Source organism: Nitrosopumilus maritimus SCM1 (genome assembly GCF_000018465.1).
In the GTDB taxonomy this organism is placed as follows: domain Archaea; phylum Thermoproteota; class Nitrososphaeria; order Nitrososphaerales; family Nitrosopumilaceae; genus Nitrosopumilus; species Nitrosopumilus maritimus.
Genome location: NC_010085.1, coordinates 1,122,707 through 1,137,968 on the forward strand (window position 1 = coordinate 1,122,707; position 15,262 = coordinate 1,137,968).

Consider the following 15,262-nt stretch of genomic DNA (forward strand, 5'->3'; position numbering starts at 1 on the left):
ATTTTTTGGTGCGCAAAGAAGAACCTTTGCAGATGCGAATTGGAGAAGCAAAACAACGAGACGTAGGTAAAAAACGAGCTCGAATTGGTCCTGAAGCAATGGACTTTCTAAAAGTGACTCCAGGAGACATAGTTGAAGTTATGGGCTCAAGAACTAGTTGTGCAGTAATTTGGCCAGTAGACGAAGACGAAAAGTTCCCAGACATCATAAGAGTTGACGGTCAAACAAGAAAAAACGTTGGTGCGTCACTAAATGACATTGTGAAGATTAGAAAAGTAACATCAAAGATTGCAAAATCTGTTTCTTTAACTCCAGTTAATGATTCAGTCACAGTTGATAAAGAATTCACAGATTTTGTAAAAAATAGACTAAAAGGATTGCCAATTACACATGGTGATGAAATTTCAGTAATGATTCTAGGAAATTCAATGGACTTTAAAATTACAAAGACAACACCAAAAGGAGTAGTAAAGATTGACCGTTCCACTACACTTAACATTTCAACTGAAACTGCAGTAGATAGAAAAGTCAGAGTGACATATGAAGAAGTTGGAGGTTTAGGAGAAAAAGTCAAAGCAATGAGAGAGATTGTAGAACTTCCACTAAGACATCCAGAGTTATTCTCCAGATTAGGAATTGAACCACATAGTGGAATTTTACTTTATGGACCACCAGGATGTGGAAAGACTTTGCTTGCAAAAGTTATGGCAAGTGAATCAGAAGCTAACATGTTCCCAATTAATGGTCCAGAAATAATGAACAAGTATTATGGTGAAACAGAAGCAAAGTTAAGAGACATTTTCAAAGAAGCAAAAGACAATTCTCCAAGTATAATCTTTATTGACGAAATAGATGCTATCGCACCAAAAAGAGAAGAGGCTTACGGAGATGTTGAGAAAAGAGTTGTTGCACAACTTTTGGCTTTAATGGATGGTCTTAATGATAGAGGAAATGTAATTGTTCTTGGAGCTACAAATAGACCAGATAGTGTTGATCCTGCACTTAGAAGACCAGGTAGATTCGACAGAGAGTTTGAGATTTCAGTTCCAAATGAGGATGGAAGAATAGAGATTCTTCAAATTCATACAAGAGGCATGCCAATTGATGAGGATATTGATCTAAAAGACTTAGCATCAGAATTACACGGATACACTGGTGCAGATATCAAATCATTATGTAGAGAAGCTGCAATGAAATCAATTAGAAGATATCTACCAGAAATAGATCTTGAAACAGAAAAAATTCCTTCTGAAGTACTACAATCAATGAAGATCAAACTAATCGACTTTTACGATGCAATGCACGAGGTTGTACCTACTGCAATGAGAGAGGTCTATGTAGAACGACCCAAAGTTTGGTGGCAAGATGTAGGAGGATTAGATGAAATTAAAAAATCATTGACAGACAATCTGATTTTAGCAATGAATGAACCAGGTAAATTTACCAAAATGGGAATTAAACCTCCAAAGGGCGCATTAATTTATGGACCTCCAGGGTGTGGAAAAACTTTGCTTGGAAGAGCACTAGCAACAGAAACAGGTGCAAATATGATTTTAGTCAGAGGGCCCGAAATTCTCTCAAAATGGGTAGGAGAGTCTGAAAAAGCTGTTAGAGAAATTTTCAGAAAAGCAAAAGCATCATCTCCATGCGTAGTTATTTTTGATGAATTGGATTCACTAGCACGTAGTAAATCAGGTGAAGGAGGAGTTGGTGAAAACATTCTCAGTCAATTATTAACAGAGATTGAAGATGGAGTTTCTTCACGAGTGGTAGTAATAGGAATTACAAACAGACCAGATGTTGTAGACAATTCATTGCTTAGAACAGGAAGATTAGATTTAGTCTTGTATGTTGAACCTCCAGATGAAAAAGGACGATTAGAAATTATCAAAATTTTGACTAAGAAAATGCCATTAACCAGTGATGTGAAATTGCAAGAAATTGCCGTAGCAACTCAAAACTATACAGGGGCAGATTTAGCTGCATTATGTAGAGAAGCAGCAGTACAAGCTATGCAAAATAATGCCACAAAGATATCCAGTCAAGACTTTGCAAACAGTTTGAAACATGTTAGACCTTCAATTACAAAAGAAGTGGATCAATGGTACAAATCAGTTAAGGAAAGTATATCTAACGTGGTACCAAAAACAGGAGATAAAACATTCTACGGATAAAAATGGCAGTTCCAATAAGAAATACAGTATTTGACAAAATTAGAGATGCAGGTTCATTAACGGATGTTGATCTTTACAAAATTTTGACAAAAGAAGGATTTACCATGGCAGAAGCCAAATTCAACAAAATACTTTTGGATTTAGAGATTCTTGGACTCATCAAAGTGTCTTGGATTACAAAAGATGAGAGAAGAATAGAGGTTTTCGTAGAAAAAGAAGAAGTGGACGAAGTAGATGAACAAAACAAGGAAATGATGGAAAAAGACTACGAAGCAAGTTTCCCAGGTTTTGAAAAATAATTCCTAGAACAACGGAATATGAAATGCTGCATCTAATGCTACTGCAACAAAAATTATTGTAAGATAAGGCGCAGTAACTTTGTATGCCTTCCAAGCAAATTCAGATGTAGGAGTCTTTGTTAGTTTGTAATGATATGCCAACATTAATCCACCTGACACTGCTGCAATTATGGTATACACAACTCCCATTCCGTCAGGGATGAAAGACAGTATCAAAGAATAAGGAAGAAGAATTATTGTATTTCCTAAAATATACTTTGAAGTTTTTTGCATTCCAATTACAACAGGCAACATTGGAACTTCAGCTTGTGCATATTCATCTTTGATTTTCATTGCAAGACACCAAAAGTGTGATGGAGTCCAAACAAAAACTAAGAATCCAACTAAGAATCCTAAAAGATCCATGCTTCCAGTAGCTGCGGACCAACCAGCCCATGCAGCTGCACTACCTGCAATACCACCAATCACAATGTTTGAGGTGTTTAGTCGTTTAAGCCAAGCAGTATAGATTATGACATAAGAGAATATTCCAACTGCAATAAAGAATGCAGAAACTGGATTTAATGCAAAGTATCCGTAAATAACAGAAATACAACTAACTGCTAAACCATAAATCAAAACATGAGATGCAGCCATTCTTCCAGAAGGAATAGGTCTTTTGCTTGTTCTCTCCATTTTTGGATCAATATCTTTGTCATAATAGTGATTCAAAGCACTAGAACCAGCTGATGCCAATGCTCCGGCTATAATGATGTGCAAATAAGCCCAATAATCAAGCTCAGGAGTACCTGGAACAAGCTTGCTTGCAGCATACATTGATGTAACTGCAGTTATCACTAGAAGAACGACTATCCTTGGTTTGGATATCTCCATTATTTCATTAAATCCCAATCTCACTCTATCCTAGTCCAAAGCCATTTAATTTCTTCGTCTAGATCTGTGCCATTTCAAAAGGAATAAGTATCTCAGTCCTACCAGCTACGTTAAATGAGTAATTGGGACCTCATGATGCCGGGAATGGGACTCACATCCATAGGATTGGCAGGAGTCGTCATATCATATTCCAACATAGCACATACATTCATCGACGGAATGCATGCCTTGACTGGCCTTACCATGTTCGTAGGACTGATCTTCTTGGCAGCAGGTATCTTAGATGGAGGAGTCTCAACCAGTAATAGAGCAAAAGCCACAGTTTTGGTAATTGCTTCAATATCACTAGGATTTGGAATGTTTGCATTCACAATGAATACTTCAGCTTATACTGTTACAATAGCTGGAATTTTGATGGCAGTAGCATTCCCAGCAATCATCATAGCATATCTTGCAATGAAGCATCCACAATACTTGAAACCAGTAGGTTCCATAGTAGGAATGGCATCAGCTGCAGGAATTATTGCATGGATTGCGTTTGGATTTGTTAGTCCAGATCAATACATGATTCCACAAGAAGTGGAAGTAGAAGAACCAAGTGCAGAAGAAGTTGCACCAACAGGTCCAGTCACTACAATTGAAATGCTAGAAGGTTCAGCTGAAGAAGGAAATCCAGATTATGCACCAGATGCAGCAGTTGTTCAACAAGGGCATGTTGTAGAATGGGTTAATGTAGATTCAGCAGCACATACTGCAACTAGTTCTGCAGACTTTGGAGAAACATTTGATACAGGATTATTAGGTCCAGGAGAATCATTTACACTTGATACAACTAATTTAGAAATTGGTGAATACGAATACTTTTGTATTGTACATCCTTGGATGGTTGCAACATTAACTATTGAAGGTGCAAAAGAACCAATCAAAGTAGTAATGCCAGAAGGTGCAGCACTTCCAGAAGAAGGTCAAATCTATTACGATCCTGAAGTAATCACAGTATCTGTTGGCGACACTGTTCTATGGGACAATGCAGATACTACAGTACACACAGTAACATCAGGTGTGCCACCTACAGATACAACAGGAGTATTTGATTCTGAAATGATGATGGCAGGAGATAGTTTTGAATTTACATTTACAGAAGCAGGAACTTATGATTATTACTGTACATTCCATCCATGGATGGTAGGAACTGTTAACGTAGAATAGATTTGCAGAAAATTATCTTATCAAATTCAGATAAAAAAATTCTAACACAACATGCTGAAAATGAAAAACCAAATGAATCATGTGCAATACTGTTTGGGAAGGATAATACAGTGTCAGAGGTATTTTTAACAAAAAATATCGAAGAATCACCAGTAAATTTTACCATTTCAAATGAGCAGTTAATTGAAGGATACAAGATTGCCGAAGAAAAAAAGATAGACGTGATAGGGATTTTTCATTCACATCCAAATTCTGAGGCATATCCATCAAATACAGATAAAAAATTCATGAAGAGCAACCCTGTTGCATGGGTAATCTATTCTGGAGTAAACAAAGATTTTAGAGCATATTTCTTAGAATCCGAAATCAAAGAAATCCCAATTGAAGAAAGATAATCATGCCTTCCTAAAGGTAGCCTTTGTTCCATCAACCATACTAAGAATTGATTTGTCAGGAGACACTACTTTGCCAATTACATTCACAGGTGATGCAGGAGTTATCTCTCCAGGATTTCCAATTGGAGTGGGACCATAAAATAAGCAAATAGCTTTTCCTGTTGGCCAATAGGCAACATCATTTAGTTCTACAGGAGACTTTGCATTTTCTTCAGGCTGAGTAATGGGAGATTTTGAGGAATAGATTTCATCACCCCAAACATTAAGATCTACTGTAAAGGGTAATTTTTCAACAAATTCATTTACAGTTTTTGGAGAATAAGTGTCATCTAACTTTAAGATTATTTTTGAAGATTCGACATCAATGTGAATTTTATGTTTCATGCTTTAGAACATCATTTTGAATTAAATATGCCTTTTTTTGATTAAATTCATGGAAATTCACGTATACGACACTTATGTCAAAGCAGCAGACGGTCACACTATGCACTTTGATGTAATTACTGGTGAAAAAGACCACGACAAAGCCATCTCATATGGTAAAGAGTGGTTGAAATCCATTGGAGAAGAAAATGCAACAATGACACAAAACGAATGTCAATTTTGTCACTCCCAAGGTGCACCAGAGCCTGTTGAACAGGCAATTAAGGAAAACGGCTACTTTATCCAAAAAATGGAAGGCTGTCCTTAAACATTTTTTCCTTTTTCTACAAGACACATTTTTTAGATTAACAACATTACATGCTTGTATGGTCGAACACAAATATTCAAAATGGACAGTAGAAGGAGATAAAAAAACTGAATGGATATGTGGATGTTTTCAAACTGCAGATAATTTTTTCAAGTTTTGCGAGATGCATGAAGATACTTTGAAAAAAGCTATTCAAGCACAAGTCGACGAATTAGATATGACACAAGTAGTTGAGGAAAAAGCTTAGATTGCAAGTATTGCTACAAATGCAGATACAAACACTATTGCAATTGTATTAAGTAGTTTGATTACTGTGTTAAGAGCTGGACCTGCAGTGTCTTTGTATGGGTCACCAATGATATCACCAACGACTGCTACTTTGTGTACTTCAGAACCTTTCTCACCTTTCATTTCAACAAGTTTCTTTGCGTTATCCCATGCACCACCAGTGTTAGCCAAGTGATAAGCAAGGAGAATGCCAGTTACAACAGAACCCATAAGTAATCCAGCCACGGCAGTTGGACCTAATATTATACCAAGAATAATTGGAGCTATAATTGCAACAATTGCTGGTTTCCAAAGTTCACGGATAGAAGCAACAGTTGCAATATCTACACACTTTGCATAATCAGGTTTTGATTTACCAGTTAAAATTTCAGGATCAGATTTGAATTGACGTCTAACCTCATCTACCATCTTTCCAGCAGCACGAGATACACCGTTAATTAACTGACCAGTGATGATGAATGGAATTAATCCACCCACCAAAAGACCAACAATGATTGCAGGATTTGTTAAACTATAATCTAAATCTAATACGCCTTCAAAGATATGTGCTGCTTCAAATTGGAATGCTTGAATCATTGCTAATGCAGCTAATGCAGCACTGGCAATAGCAAATCCTTTTGTAACTGCTTTAGTTGTATTTCCAACAGCATCAATTTCATCTGTAACTTTACGATTTTCTTCTCCCATTCCAGTCATCTCAACAATACCGCCTGCATTATCAGCAATTGGACCAAATGCATCTATACTTAGAACAATTCCTGCAAGACTCAACATTGCCATAGCAGTTAGAGAAGTTCCAAATATGCCATATAGTACTGGGTCTGCACCTTCAGGAGCTGCTGCAGCTGCGATGCTATAAGATATGATAATTGCAACAACTAATGCAATCATGAATGGCCCAGTTGATTGCATGCCTTTGATAATTCCCATCAAGGTTAATGATGCATATCCCCATTTTGCAGAGTCTGCAATTTCATTAACAGGACCGTGTTGGTAACTAGTATATCTATCAGTAATTTTTTGAATCACAGGAACCAAAATTACTCCAATTACGGTAGTTCCAAACAAAGCATATGCTGCTTGGTTTTGTTCAATGAATTGAGTGATAAACACATAGTTTAATGCGATTGCAATTGCTGCTGAAACATAAAACGAACGATTAAGCGGTTTCATTACATCCGTAACACCTTTTGAACCTACAATAACAACACCAATGATTGATGCAATCATTCCAGATGAACCGACTAAGATTGGATAAAGGAAATAGTTTGGTGCACCAATTAATGCTGCAATTAGTAATGCTGCCAAAATTGTAACAATATAAGATTCGTAAACATCAGAACCCATTCCAGCTGCATCTCCAACGTTATCTCCTACGTTGTCTGCAATAGTTGCAGGGTTTCTAGGATCATCTTCAGGAATATTTGCTTCAACTTTTCCTACCAAGTCTGCTCCCATATCCGCAGCTTTTGTGAAGATACCACCACCAATTCTGATAAATAATGCAATAAGACTTGCTCCAATTCCAACACCTGCAATTGTAATTGGGTCTGGATAAATTACATACAAACCAGCAATTGCCATTAATGCCATTGCAGGTACTGCAAGACCAACGGTTGCACCGCCTCTAAAGGCCATGGCAAATGTTTTTCCTAGTCCGTCATTGCTTAGATGTGCAGCTCTTACTGCTGCTTTTACTGTAATTTTTAATGAGATAATTCCTGCAACAGCCGATAATGCTGCGCCAACTGCAAATGCAAGACCGTTTGAAGGAGTAAGGAATGCTCCAATAATTACAGTTAATGCAATTGCAACAGGAATGATAATTTTCATCTCTCTTTTCAGAAATGCTGCAGCGCCAACTTTGACAGCATTTGAGATATCCATCATCTCTTTTGTTCCAGCAGGTTGCTTTGAAATCCAAGCAACTAATCCACCAGCAACTAAAAATGATGCAATTCCTGCGATAAATGGCAGAATCTCAGAGATTTCCATGTTATACTCGCATGCCCAAGTCTGGGAAATATAAATCAAATAGCGTGGGCTTTGGTTCTTTTTCTATATGGCAAAAATGATTTGCCACGCAAGCCCTGTCTTACTAGCTTGTTGAATCTCTTACCATGTGCAAGGTAAGGGAATCGCATATGGATCAACTCATGAACAATTGTATTCTCAAGAGTTTTCTCATCAGGGATCTTTCTAACATTTATGAAAACTAGATTATGTTGAAGATAAGATACACCATAGTACTTGTAAGCAGAAGTACGTCTTCCTTCAGTCATCTCTTTTGGGGCATCAAGAACTTCTTTTGTTGTTAATAGAATGGTTGGTTCGGGTATTGAGAATCGATTAGAGTAGATTCCAACTTTTTCTAGAATTTGTAATTTCAGTTCAGGGTCAAGCTTCACACAATCCAGTCTTGTAATCTGTGTTTATCTTGGAATGTCAATTCTTGTAAGAAATTTGGTTGATTTTCATTCTTCAAAATTAGGAATTAATAGGGTCAGAGGTTTTAGTAGTGTAATCATTAGTCATACAGCCACCGTCTCATCATACCCTTTATTCCATTAAATCAAGTAGACTTTGTACTTTATTTCTAATTTCTGAGGTAATTTTGACTATTACTAGTCCTTCATTAGGTTGACCATACATCACAACAGAATTTTCAGGTGCATGTATGCATACAGGCAATACCAAGAGGTCTTCTTCACCAGTAACAAGAATTCTTACTGGAGATTCCATCGAGAATGCCTTTTTGATAACATCAATGCTTTGGGAAGTGATTTCTGCAGGAGGGTTGTCAACTGTAATCTCAGTTGTGTTTACAAGTTTTGGAGGTTCTCTCTTTTCTCTTTTTTCAATACCATCTACGATTTGTAGTGATGGAATCAAGTCAAAATCAATCATCTTTTCAGTAGTTCTATCACCAACTGTAATGATGTAGGAGTTTTCTTCAAGATGTTTTAGAATATTTTCTTTGTCTGCCTGATTTTCAGACAAAAGAATGCCCAAAGGGATTTTCATTTGTTCCCTAAGAGAATCAGGTAACTTCACAAAAATCGATTCTAGTTTGTACTTGCCTCTGGAGCAGATTCTTCATTAGAGCCTTCAGACTCCATCTCTTCTTGAAGTTTTGCTGCAAGAATACTACATTGTGCTGCAATGTTTTTGGCAGCAATTCTAAATGCATCAGCACTTGGAGAATCAGGATTTGTAATCATGATTGGTTTTCCTATATCAGAACCAGACATGATTCCAGAGTTTAATGGAATTTCACCTAAGAAAGGCATGTTGTGTTGTTCACTAATTTTCTTTGCACCACCATCACCAAAGATGTAATGTCTTTCATCACAATTTGGACATATGAAATGACTCATGTTTTCAACAACACCAATGATTGGAACGTTTAGTTTTTCAAACATGCCGATTGCTTTTACTGCGACATTACTTGCAACATCTTGAGGAGTAGTAACTACTAGAATTCCAGTAATAGGAATTGTTTGTGCAAGAGTTAATGGAATATCACCAGTTCCTGGAGGAAGATCTACAATAAGATAATCCAAATCAGACCAGTTTGTGTCAACTAAGAATTGTTTTAGAATACCAGATATAATTGGGCCACGGTAAATTGCGGCTTGGTGTGCTTGTTCTGCAAAGAAACCAAATGAAACAACTTTGAGACCATTTGATTCTGCTGGTTGAAGTTTGTTATCTTCAACTTCCATAAATCCATCTTTCATTCCAAGCATTAACGGAATACTTGGGCCATAGATATCAGCATCAAGTAATCCAACTTTTGCACCTGTTTGTTGTAGTGCCAAAGCTAAATTGAGAGATACTGTTGATTTGCCTACACCACCTTTTCCACTTGCGACACCAATAATATTTTTGACTGTAGCCATTCCAGTGTCTGCATCAAGTGAGCGTCCCTCCATTACCTTTGCAGTTACATTCATGTCAAAGTTTTTCAATTCAGTAAGTTCGCCAATTGCTTTTCTTACATCATCTTCAATTTCGACATTGAAAGGACACGCAGGAGTAGTTAATTCTAGTGTAAATTTCAAGTTGTTATCATTAAGTTCTAAATCTTTGATCATTCCCATTGATACAATGTCTTTTTTCAAGTCAGGATCAATTACTGTACTAAGTTTTTCAAGGACTTGATCTATGCCAACCATTGCGTCAAAAAGCCCTTCTACATTATTTAAACATAAGTTGGGGACCAAAAGAAATTGGCATTATTTTCTAAAATTAGTAAAATCTTTGGAAAAATGTGCCTAAATTACCCAAAGATTCATAAATTGAAATTCAAGAAAAACAGCACAGTTGTTTTCTATATCTACTCTAGTTGATGTTGTCAGGATTCCTCCAAGCTTGTTTGGAACCACACTCAAAAAGGCAGCAGTAAACATTCTCAAAGAAAAGTACGAGAGTATGATTAATGCAGATTTAGGTTACATCATTATGATTTTAGATGCTAAAGTTGATGAAATGGGAAAGATGATTGCCGGAGACGGAGGAACATTCCACAGAGTTCAATTTGAAGCATTAACATTTTATCCAAAATTACAAGAAATTGTACAAGGAGAAATTGTAGACATTACTGACTTTGGTGCATTTGTAAGAATTGGTCCTACAGATGCATTACTTCACTTGTCACAAGTTATGGATGATTATCTAAAGAGTGATGTAAAATCTGGAATGATTTTAGCTAATCAAAGTGGAAGAACATTAAAAGTTGGTTCAACACTTCGTGCAAGAATCACTGCAGTTTCATTAGGTAAAGCAGCTGCAATGGGAAAGATTGGAATTACATGCAGACAGCCATTCCTAGGTGCAGATGAATGGATTGAAGAAGAGATTAAGAAATCTTCTGGCGGTGCAGAAGAACCAGCAAAAGAAGCTAAAGTAGAGGCAAGTTAAGATGGCACGAGAAATGGCATGCAGAAAATGCAAGTATGTAACTGTTGGAAAAGTTTGTCCAGTATGCAAATCATCAGATTTAACACCAGATTGGAGTGGAGTTGTATTAGTGGTAGATCCAACAAACTCTGAGATTTCAAAAACTCTTGGAATTACTCAGAAAGGCAAGTATGCAATTAAAGTAACATAAAATTTCTAAATATTTAAAATCAAACTTCGTTTTATCATAATGTTGTCATTTAATTCTAAAAAGCAGTTGTCACAATTTCTAGCTGAAGATATTGGTAAAGGAGACATTACAAGTGCATTATTACCTAAAAAGAAAATTACAGTTAGGATAATTTCAAGAGAAAGTGCAATAGTAGGTGGAGCTGCACATGCAAGACAGATTTTCAAAATTAAAGGATGTAATGCAAGAATATTGAAGAAAGATGGTTCGAAGGTACGTCCAAATGAAACAATAATGACCATTTCGGGGGATGCAGGAAAGATTTTGACATGTGAAAGAACTGCACTTAATCTTTTAACAAGAATGAGTGGAATTGCAACGCAGACAAACGAACTTGTAAAAAAAATTCCAAAGAAAACTAAACTCTATGCTACAAGAAAAACTGCACCAGGATTACGATACTTTGACAAAGAAGCAGTGGAGATAGGAGGAGGTAAAAAACACAGATTACGACTAGATGAAATGGTCATGATAAAAGATAATCACATTGCAGTAGGTAGTTCACTTGAATCATTAATCAAAAAAGCAAAAAAGAAACATAGAAAGTTTGAAGTTGAAGTTGAAAATACACCTGATGCAGTTCTTGCTGCAAAAGAAGGTGCAACAATTATCATGTTAGATAATTTTACTCCGAATCAAATTAGAAAAACAATCGCAGTTCTTAAGAATCAAAAATTACGAAAAAAAGTTTTGCTTGAAGCATCAGGGGGGATTAATTCAAAAAATATTTCCAAATACGGACAAACAGGAGTAGACATTATTTCAGTGGGAAGTATTACAAATTCCGTAAAAGGAATTGATGTAAGTTTAGAAATTTAGGAATTTAATTGAGATAATAATTCAGAAGCTGCTTTATTTTTAGGATCTACTTCTTGGATTTTTTCACAACATTGAATTGCACGTTTGTTTTCACCTAGTTTTTGATGTGAATATGCTTTCAAAAGTAAGACATCAACATCATACGAACCAATTTCAAGTGCTTGATCAAAATGAGAAATAGCAGTTTTGTATTTTTTCTTCAGATAATAGATTCCGCCTACAGTAAACAAGGCATCGTGGTTGTTTGGAACCATCCTAAGATATTCTGTACCTAATTTTAGAGCATCATCATACTTTTTTTGCTTGGCAAGTTTCTTGAATTCTTTGAATTTTTCTTGATTTCTTTTTTGATTAGGATCTTTTGGAGTTCTACTAAATAATCCAACCAAAACAGTCACACAATTAGCTTATTGCAAGCATTCTATCAATTGCTAAACGTGCCTTGTCTGCAATATCTTTTGGAACTGTCACGATATTTTTTTCATTTACGAGTGCATCGTGTACTTTTTCAAGTGTAATCATTTTCATGTATTGACATTCAGCTTTTTCTGAAGCTGGGATGAATTTCTTATCAGGATTTTGTTGTCGCATTCTATACAAAATTCCAGTTTCAGTTGCTACAACAAAGTTTTTAGCTTTTGATTCTTTAACATGATTTAACATTCCTTCAGTTGAAAGAATTGAAACTTTTTGGTTATCAAAACTTCCATCAGCAACATCATACATCATGGGAGTAGTACAACTACATTCAGGATGAATTACAAATTCTGCATCTTTCATTGAATCTAGTTTTTTAGTAACATCTTCAGGAGTGATTCCTGCATGGACATGACATTCACCTGCCCATATGTGCATATTTTTTCTACCAGTCATTTTTGCAACATAAGAACCCAAGAACATGTCTGGTAAAAACAAAATTTCCTTGTCTTCAGGAATTGCTTTAACAACATTTACTGCATTTGATGATGTACAACAATAATCAAGTTCTGCTTTTATTTCTGCAGTGGTGTTAACATATCCAACTGCAATTGCTCCAGGATGTTGTTTTTTCCAATTTCTTAATTCATCAACAGTGATTGAATCAGATAGTGAGCATCCTGCTTCCAAGTCAGGTAAAATTACCTTTTTTTGAGGACTGATAATTGCAGCAGTTTCAGCCATAAAGTTCACACCACAAAAAAGAATTGTCTTTTGTGGAACTTTGGCTGCTTGTCTTGATAATCCTAATGAATCACCTGTAAAATCTGCCACATCTTGAACTTCAGGAATTTGATAATTATGTGCAAGTATAACCACGTCTTTTTCCTTCTTGAGACGTTCAATCTCTTCTTTGAGTTTTGAGGTTTGTTGTACGAGCATAAACCATAGAAAATTTGAGTGGTGGGGATTTAAAGAATGGGATCGCGCCTAGAATTTTCACATATGTTGGCAATAGTGGCAATTATTGCCATGTTATGTGCCAATTTGAATATCATCTGAACAGTATTTTTTCAGAGTTTCAATTGCAGACAAGATTGCCAATCTACTTGTCTTTGGATTATTTGAATCAGGAACATTTTCTATTGTAAAGGTCATCGTTCCGAACTTTCCTGAAGCCTCAATGTGGTGTGTGTTCTTGTCAGTATTTGGATCTGCAACAATTGTTACACTAGTTTTTTCACTACCAATTCCAGTTAGTGACAATAGTGCTGCAACGTTGATGTTTGCAGGAAATAGTGTAACAGCTTCTTTTGCAGTTCCTTTATACACGACAGTTGAAGAAGTAATTTCATCCAAGTTAATGTCAGAAGTCTCAAAGAATTTTGCACCTTTCAGAGAACGTGGATGTTTTGTTGTTGTGATAGATATGGATTCAAGTTCGTCTTTGACTGATTTTAATCCATCCAATCCTGCAATTGCACCAGAAGGAAGATAGATTGTTTTTTTAAAATCATTACATGCATCAGATAAAATATCATAAATTGATTCATCAAGTAACGCACCAACACTCATTATCATCAAGTCTTTTTTGTTTTGTATAACACTTAGTGCAACATCTTTTACTGCATTTTGTGATGCCGCCTCTACAACAATATCGATTGGTTGAGAAGATAAGAGATGAGAATTTTCAACGATTTCTGGTTTGTTTTTTAGTTTTTGAGTAAGGGAGAAGGATGCATCTTTTGATTCATCATATACATGGGTAAGAGTAGCAGGGAAATTTTCTGAATCAATTGCAAGAGCAATTTGAGTTCCCATTGAACCGCATCCAAGAAGAGCTATTCGTTTCAAACAGATTATCTAGGAATCATCACTTAATTAATTCTAGGCAAACTAGTTCCAAAAGAGAATAATTCATCATCAAGTTATTTATGCAAAGAAACTCAAAAAAACCCATGAAATTATTTCAAGTTTTGATAATTTTTACAGTATTTTTAGTTGCTATTCAACCAGCATTAGCAGATATAGAATCACCAAAAAAACAAATGAAATTAGGGGTATTGCCTGAAAAAATCACTTGTAATGAAGGATTAGTTTTGATGTTAAAAACATCAGGAATGCCTGCATGTGTAAAATCAGCTACGGCTGAAAAATTAGAAGAAAGAGGTTGGAAACAAATCATTCAAAAGTTTGAGAAAGCAGAAAAAGAGATTGAGACCATACCTGCATCCCAAAGTACCACAGTGAATTTTTACATTTCAGACGATGATCTGAATACAAGCCATAGTGGTGTTGATGTCGTAAATATAGAAGATCTTTTTGAGTTCACAATAAACGGAGTTCCAATACAAGGACCAGAGACAATGATAGAAACAGGCACAGATACAGGGAAATTTTATTTGAAATTAGATTTGCCTGATACAGTCAAACAAGATGATGTTGTTTTAATCAGATATCTAGATCAATCAGATTATTCAGGAGAGAAGAGAGTATTAACAAAATCAATTGCATTAACCAAAACATTTGCCAAAGTAGAAACATCTGGAGAAAATTCTAGAATAGGTCATGAATTTACATTAAGAATCTATGAACCTGATGCAAATAGGGATTCAAAAGATGAGGATAAAATATCTCTCAGTTCATTTGAATATAGGGGAGATGGAGGGATTAGAACCACCTTAGCCAATCCAAAATTTGATGCAAATTCTTGGGCATTAATTGAAACAGGCCCAAACACAAGTACGTTTGAAGTAAAGATCAAAATTCCAAGAGAATTGGATGGAAAAACAATCCACATTGGAGACAAGTATGAAATTAGATACATTGACAGAAGCACACCATCAGAAACAGAAGAGAAAATAATTTTCAAAGGCAGGATTGGATGAATGGATCAGTTTTGTCAAGGTTCAGTATAACCTAAAGATTTTATTCAAACCAACGAA

19 protein-coding genes are annotated in these 15,262 nt (G+C 35.8%); 10 read left to right on the top strand and 9 right to left on the bottom strand.

Annotated elements, in window-relative coordinates; genetic code table 11:
* Nucleotides 1-5 precede the first annotated feature (5 nt).
* Nucleotides 6-2,174 (top strand): CDC48 family AAA ATPase, encoded by a 2,169-nt coding sequence (locus NMAR_RS06575; protein ID WP_148680177.1) that lies wholly within the window; start codon nucleotides 6-8, stop codon nucleotides 2,172-2,174.
* Between the two features lie 2 nt (nucleotides 2,175-2,176).
* Entirely contained in the window at nucleotides 2,177-2,473 is a 297-nt protein-coding gene (locus NMAR_RS06580) for a hypothetical protein (protein WP_012215607.1), read from the top strand.
* A gap of 3 nt (nucleotides 2,474-2,476) precedes the next feature.
* Here NMAR_RS06580 and NMAR_RS06585 read toward each other — a convergent pair whose 3' ends face one another.
* Complete coding sequence (locus NMAR_RS06585; protein WP_148680178.1) at nucleotides 2,477-3,364, bottom strand: heme o synthase; 888 nt, start codon at nucleotides 3,362-3,364, stop codon at nucleotides 2,477-2,479.
* A 96-nt stretch (nucleotides 3,365-3,460) separates the two neighbouring features.
* Between NMAR_RS06585 and NMAR_RS06590 the strand changes: the two genes are divergently transcribed.
* Nucleotides 3,461-4,555, top strand: a complete 1,095-nt coding sequence (locus NMAR_RS06590; protein WP_148680179.1) for a plastocyanin/azurin family copper-binding protein — start codon at nucleotides 3,461-3,463, stop codon at nucleotides 4,553-4,555.
* 2 nt (nucleotides 4,556-4,557) lie between these two features.
* Complete coding sequence (locus tag NMAR_RS06595; RefSeq protein WP_012215610.1) at nucleotides 4,558-4,950, top strand: M67 family metallopeptidase; 393 nt, start codon at nucleotides 4,558-4,560, stop codon at nucleotides 4,948-4,950.
* Here NMAR_RS06595 and NMAR_RS06600 read toward each other — a convergent pair whose 3' ends face one another.
* On the bottom strand, nucleotides 4,951-5,334 hold the full coding sequence (locus NMAR_RS06600; protein WP_012215611.1) for a cyclophilin-like fold protein: 384 nt from the start codon (nucleotides 5,332-5,334) through the stop codon (nucleotides 4,951-4,953).
* Nucleotides 5,335-5,383: 49 nt separating this feature from the next.
* Between NMAR_RS06600 and NMAR_RS06605 the strand changes: the two genes are divergently transcribed.
* Together NMAR_RS06605 and NMAR_RS06610 are read left to right on the top strand one after the other, a co-directional pair.
* The gene (locus NMAR_RS06605) at nucleotides 5,384-5,641 is read left to right on the top strand and encodes a DUF2024 family protein (protein WP_012215612.1); all 258 of its coding nucleotides are present in this window, start codon (nucleotides 5,384-5,386) and stop codon (nucleotides 5,639-5,641) included.
* Between the two features lie 58 nt (nucleotides 5,642-5,699).
* Complete coding sequence (locus tag NMAR_RS06610) at nucleotides 5,700-5,888, top strand: hypothetical protein (RefSeq protein ID WP_012215613.1); 189 nt, start codon at nucleotides 5,700-5,702, stop codon at nucleotides 5,886-5,888.
* Here the strand turns inward: NMAR_RS06610 and NMAR_RS06615 are convergent.
* The 4 genes from NMAR_RS06615 to NMAR_RS06630 form a co-directional block, all read right to left on the bottom strand.
* Nucleotides 5,885-7,924, bottom strand: coding sequence for a sodium-translocating pyrophosphatase (locus tag NMAR_RS06615; protein WP_012215614.1), 2,040 nt, complete (start codon nucleotides 7,922-7,924; stop codon nucleotides 5,885-5,887). The genes NMAR_RS06610 and NMAR_RS06615 overlap by 4 nt on opposite strands.
* 35 nt (nucleotides 7,925-7,959) lie before the next feature.
* Nucleotides 7,960-8,337, bottom strand: coding sequence for a hypothetical protein (locus NMAR_RS06620; protein ID WP_012215615.1), 378 nt, complete (start codon nucleotides 8,335-8,337; stop codon nucleotides 7,960-7,962).
* Nucleotides 8,338-8,488: 151 nt separating this feature from the next.
* The gene (locus NMAR_RS06625) at nucleotides 8,489-8,953 is read right to left on the bottom strand and encodes a GTP-dependent dephospho-CoA kinase family protein (RefSeq protein ID WP_012215616.1); all 465 of its coding nucleotides are present in this window, start codon (nucleotides 8,951-8,953) and stop codon (nucleotides 8,489-8,491) included.
* A 41-nt stretch (nucleotides 8,954-8,994) separates the two neighbouring features.
* Complete coding sequence (locus NMAR_RS06630) at nucleotides 8,995-10,107, bottom strand: Mrp/NBP35 family ATP-binding protein (protein WP_012215617.1); 1,113 nt, start codon at nucleotides 10,105-10,107, stop codon at nucleotides 8,995-8,997.
* A 148-nt stretch (nucleotides 10,108-10,255) separates the two neighbouring features.
* On the opposite strand from NMAR_RS06630, the gene NMAR_RS06635 reads away from it, so the two are divergent.
* Genes NMAR_RS06635 through nadC form a run of 3 tightly spaced genes read left to right on the top strand, consistent with a single transcriptional unit; the run spans nucleotide 10,256 to nucleotide 11,900 of the window.
* The gene (locus NMAR_RS06635) at nucleotides 10,256-10,852 is read left to right on the top strand and encodes a DNA-directed RNA polymerase (protein ID WP_012215618.1); all 597 of its coding nucleotides are present in this window, start codon (nucleotides 10,256-10,258) and stop codon (nucleotides 10,850-10,852) included.
* Nucleotide 10,853: 1 nt separating this feature from the next.
* Nucleotides 10,854-11,042 carry a transcription elongation factor subunit Spt4 gene (gene spt4 / locus NMAR_RS06640; protein WP_012215619.1) on the top strand — a complete coding sequence of 63 codons (189 nt, stop codon included), beginning with the start codon at nucleotides 10,854-10,856 and terminating at the stop codon, nucleotides 11,040-11,042.
* 39 nt (nucleotides 11,043-11,081) lie between these two features.
* Entirely contained in the window at nucleotides 11,082-11,900 is an 819-nt protein-coding gene (nadC, locus tag NMAR_RS06645) for a carboxylating nicotinate-nucleotide diphosphorylase (protein ID WP_012215620.1), read from the top strand.
* On the opposite strand, the gene NMAR_RS06650 is transcribed toward nadC, so the two are convergent.
* From NMAR_RS06650 to NMAR_RS06660, 3 genes are all read right to left on the bottom strand, one after another.
* A complete protein-coding gene (locus NMAR_RS06650) occupies nucleotides 11,897-12,298 on the bottom strand; it encodes a tetratricopeptide repeat protein (RefSeq protein ID WP_148680180.1) in 402 nt (133 codons plus the stop codon). The two genes, nadC and NMAR_RS06650, sit on opposite strands and share 4 nt — an antisense overlap.
* Before the next feature lie 4 nt (nucleotides 12,299-12,302).
* Nucleotides 12,303-13,259, bottom strand: coding sequence for a quinolinate synthase NadA (gene nadA, locus NMAR_RS06655; protein ID WP_012215622.1), 957 nt, complete (start codon nucleotides 13,257-13,259; stop codon nucleotides 12,303-12,305).
* 93 nt (nucleotides 13,260-13,352) lie between these two features.
* Nucleotides 13,353-14,171 (bottom strand): aspartate dehydrogenase, encoded by an 819-nt coding sequence (locus NMAR_RS06660; protein WP_012215623.1) that lies wholly within the window; start codon nucleotides 14,169-14,171, stop codon nucleotides 13,353-13,355.
* Between the two features lie 104 nt (nucleotides 14,172-14,275).
* On the opposite strand from NMAR_RS06660, the gene NMAR_RS06665 reads away from it, so the two are divergent.
* A complete protein-coding gene (locus NMAR_RS06665; RefSeq protein WP_148680181.1) occupies nucleotides 14,276-15,205 on the top strand; it encodes a hypothetical protein in 930 nt (309 codons plus the stop codon).
* Nucleotides 15,206-15,262 lie beyond the last annotated feature (57 nt).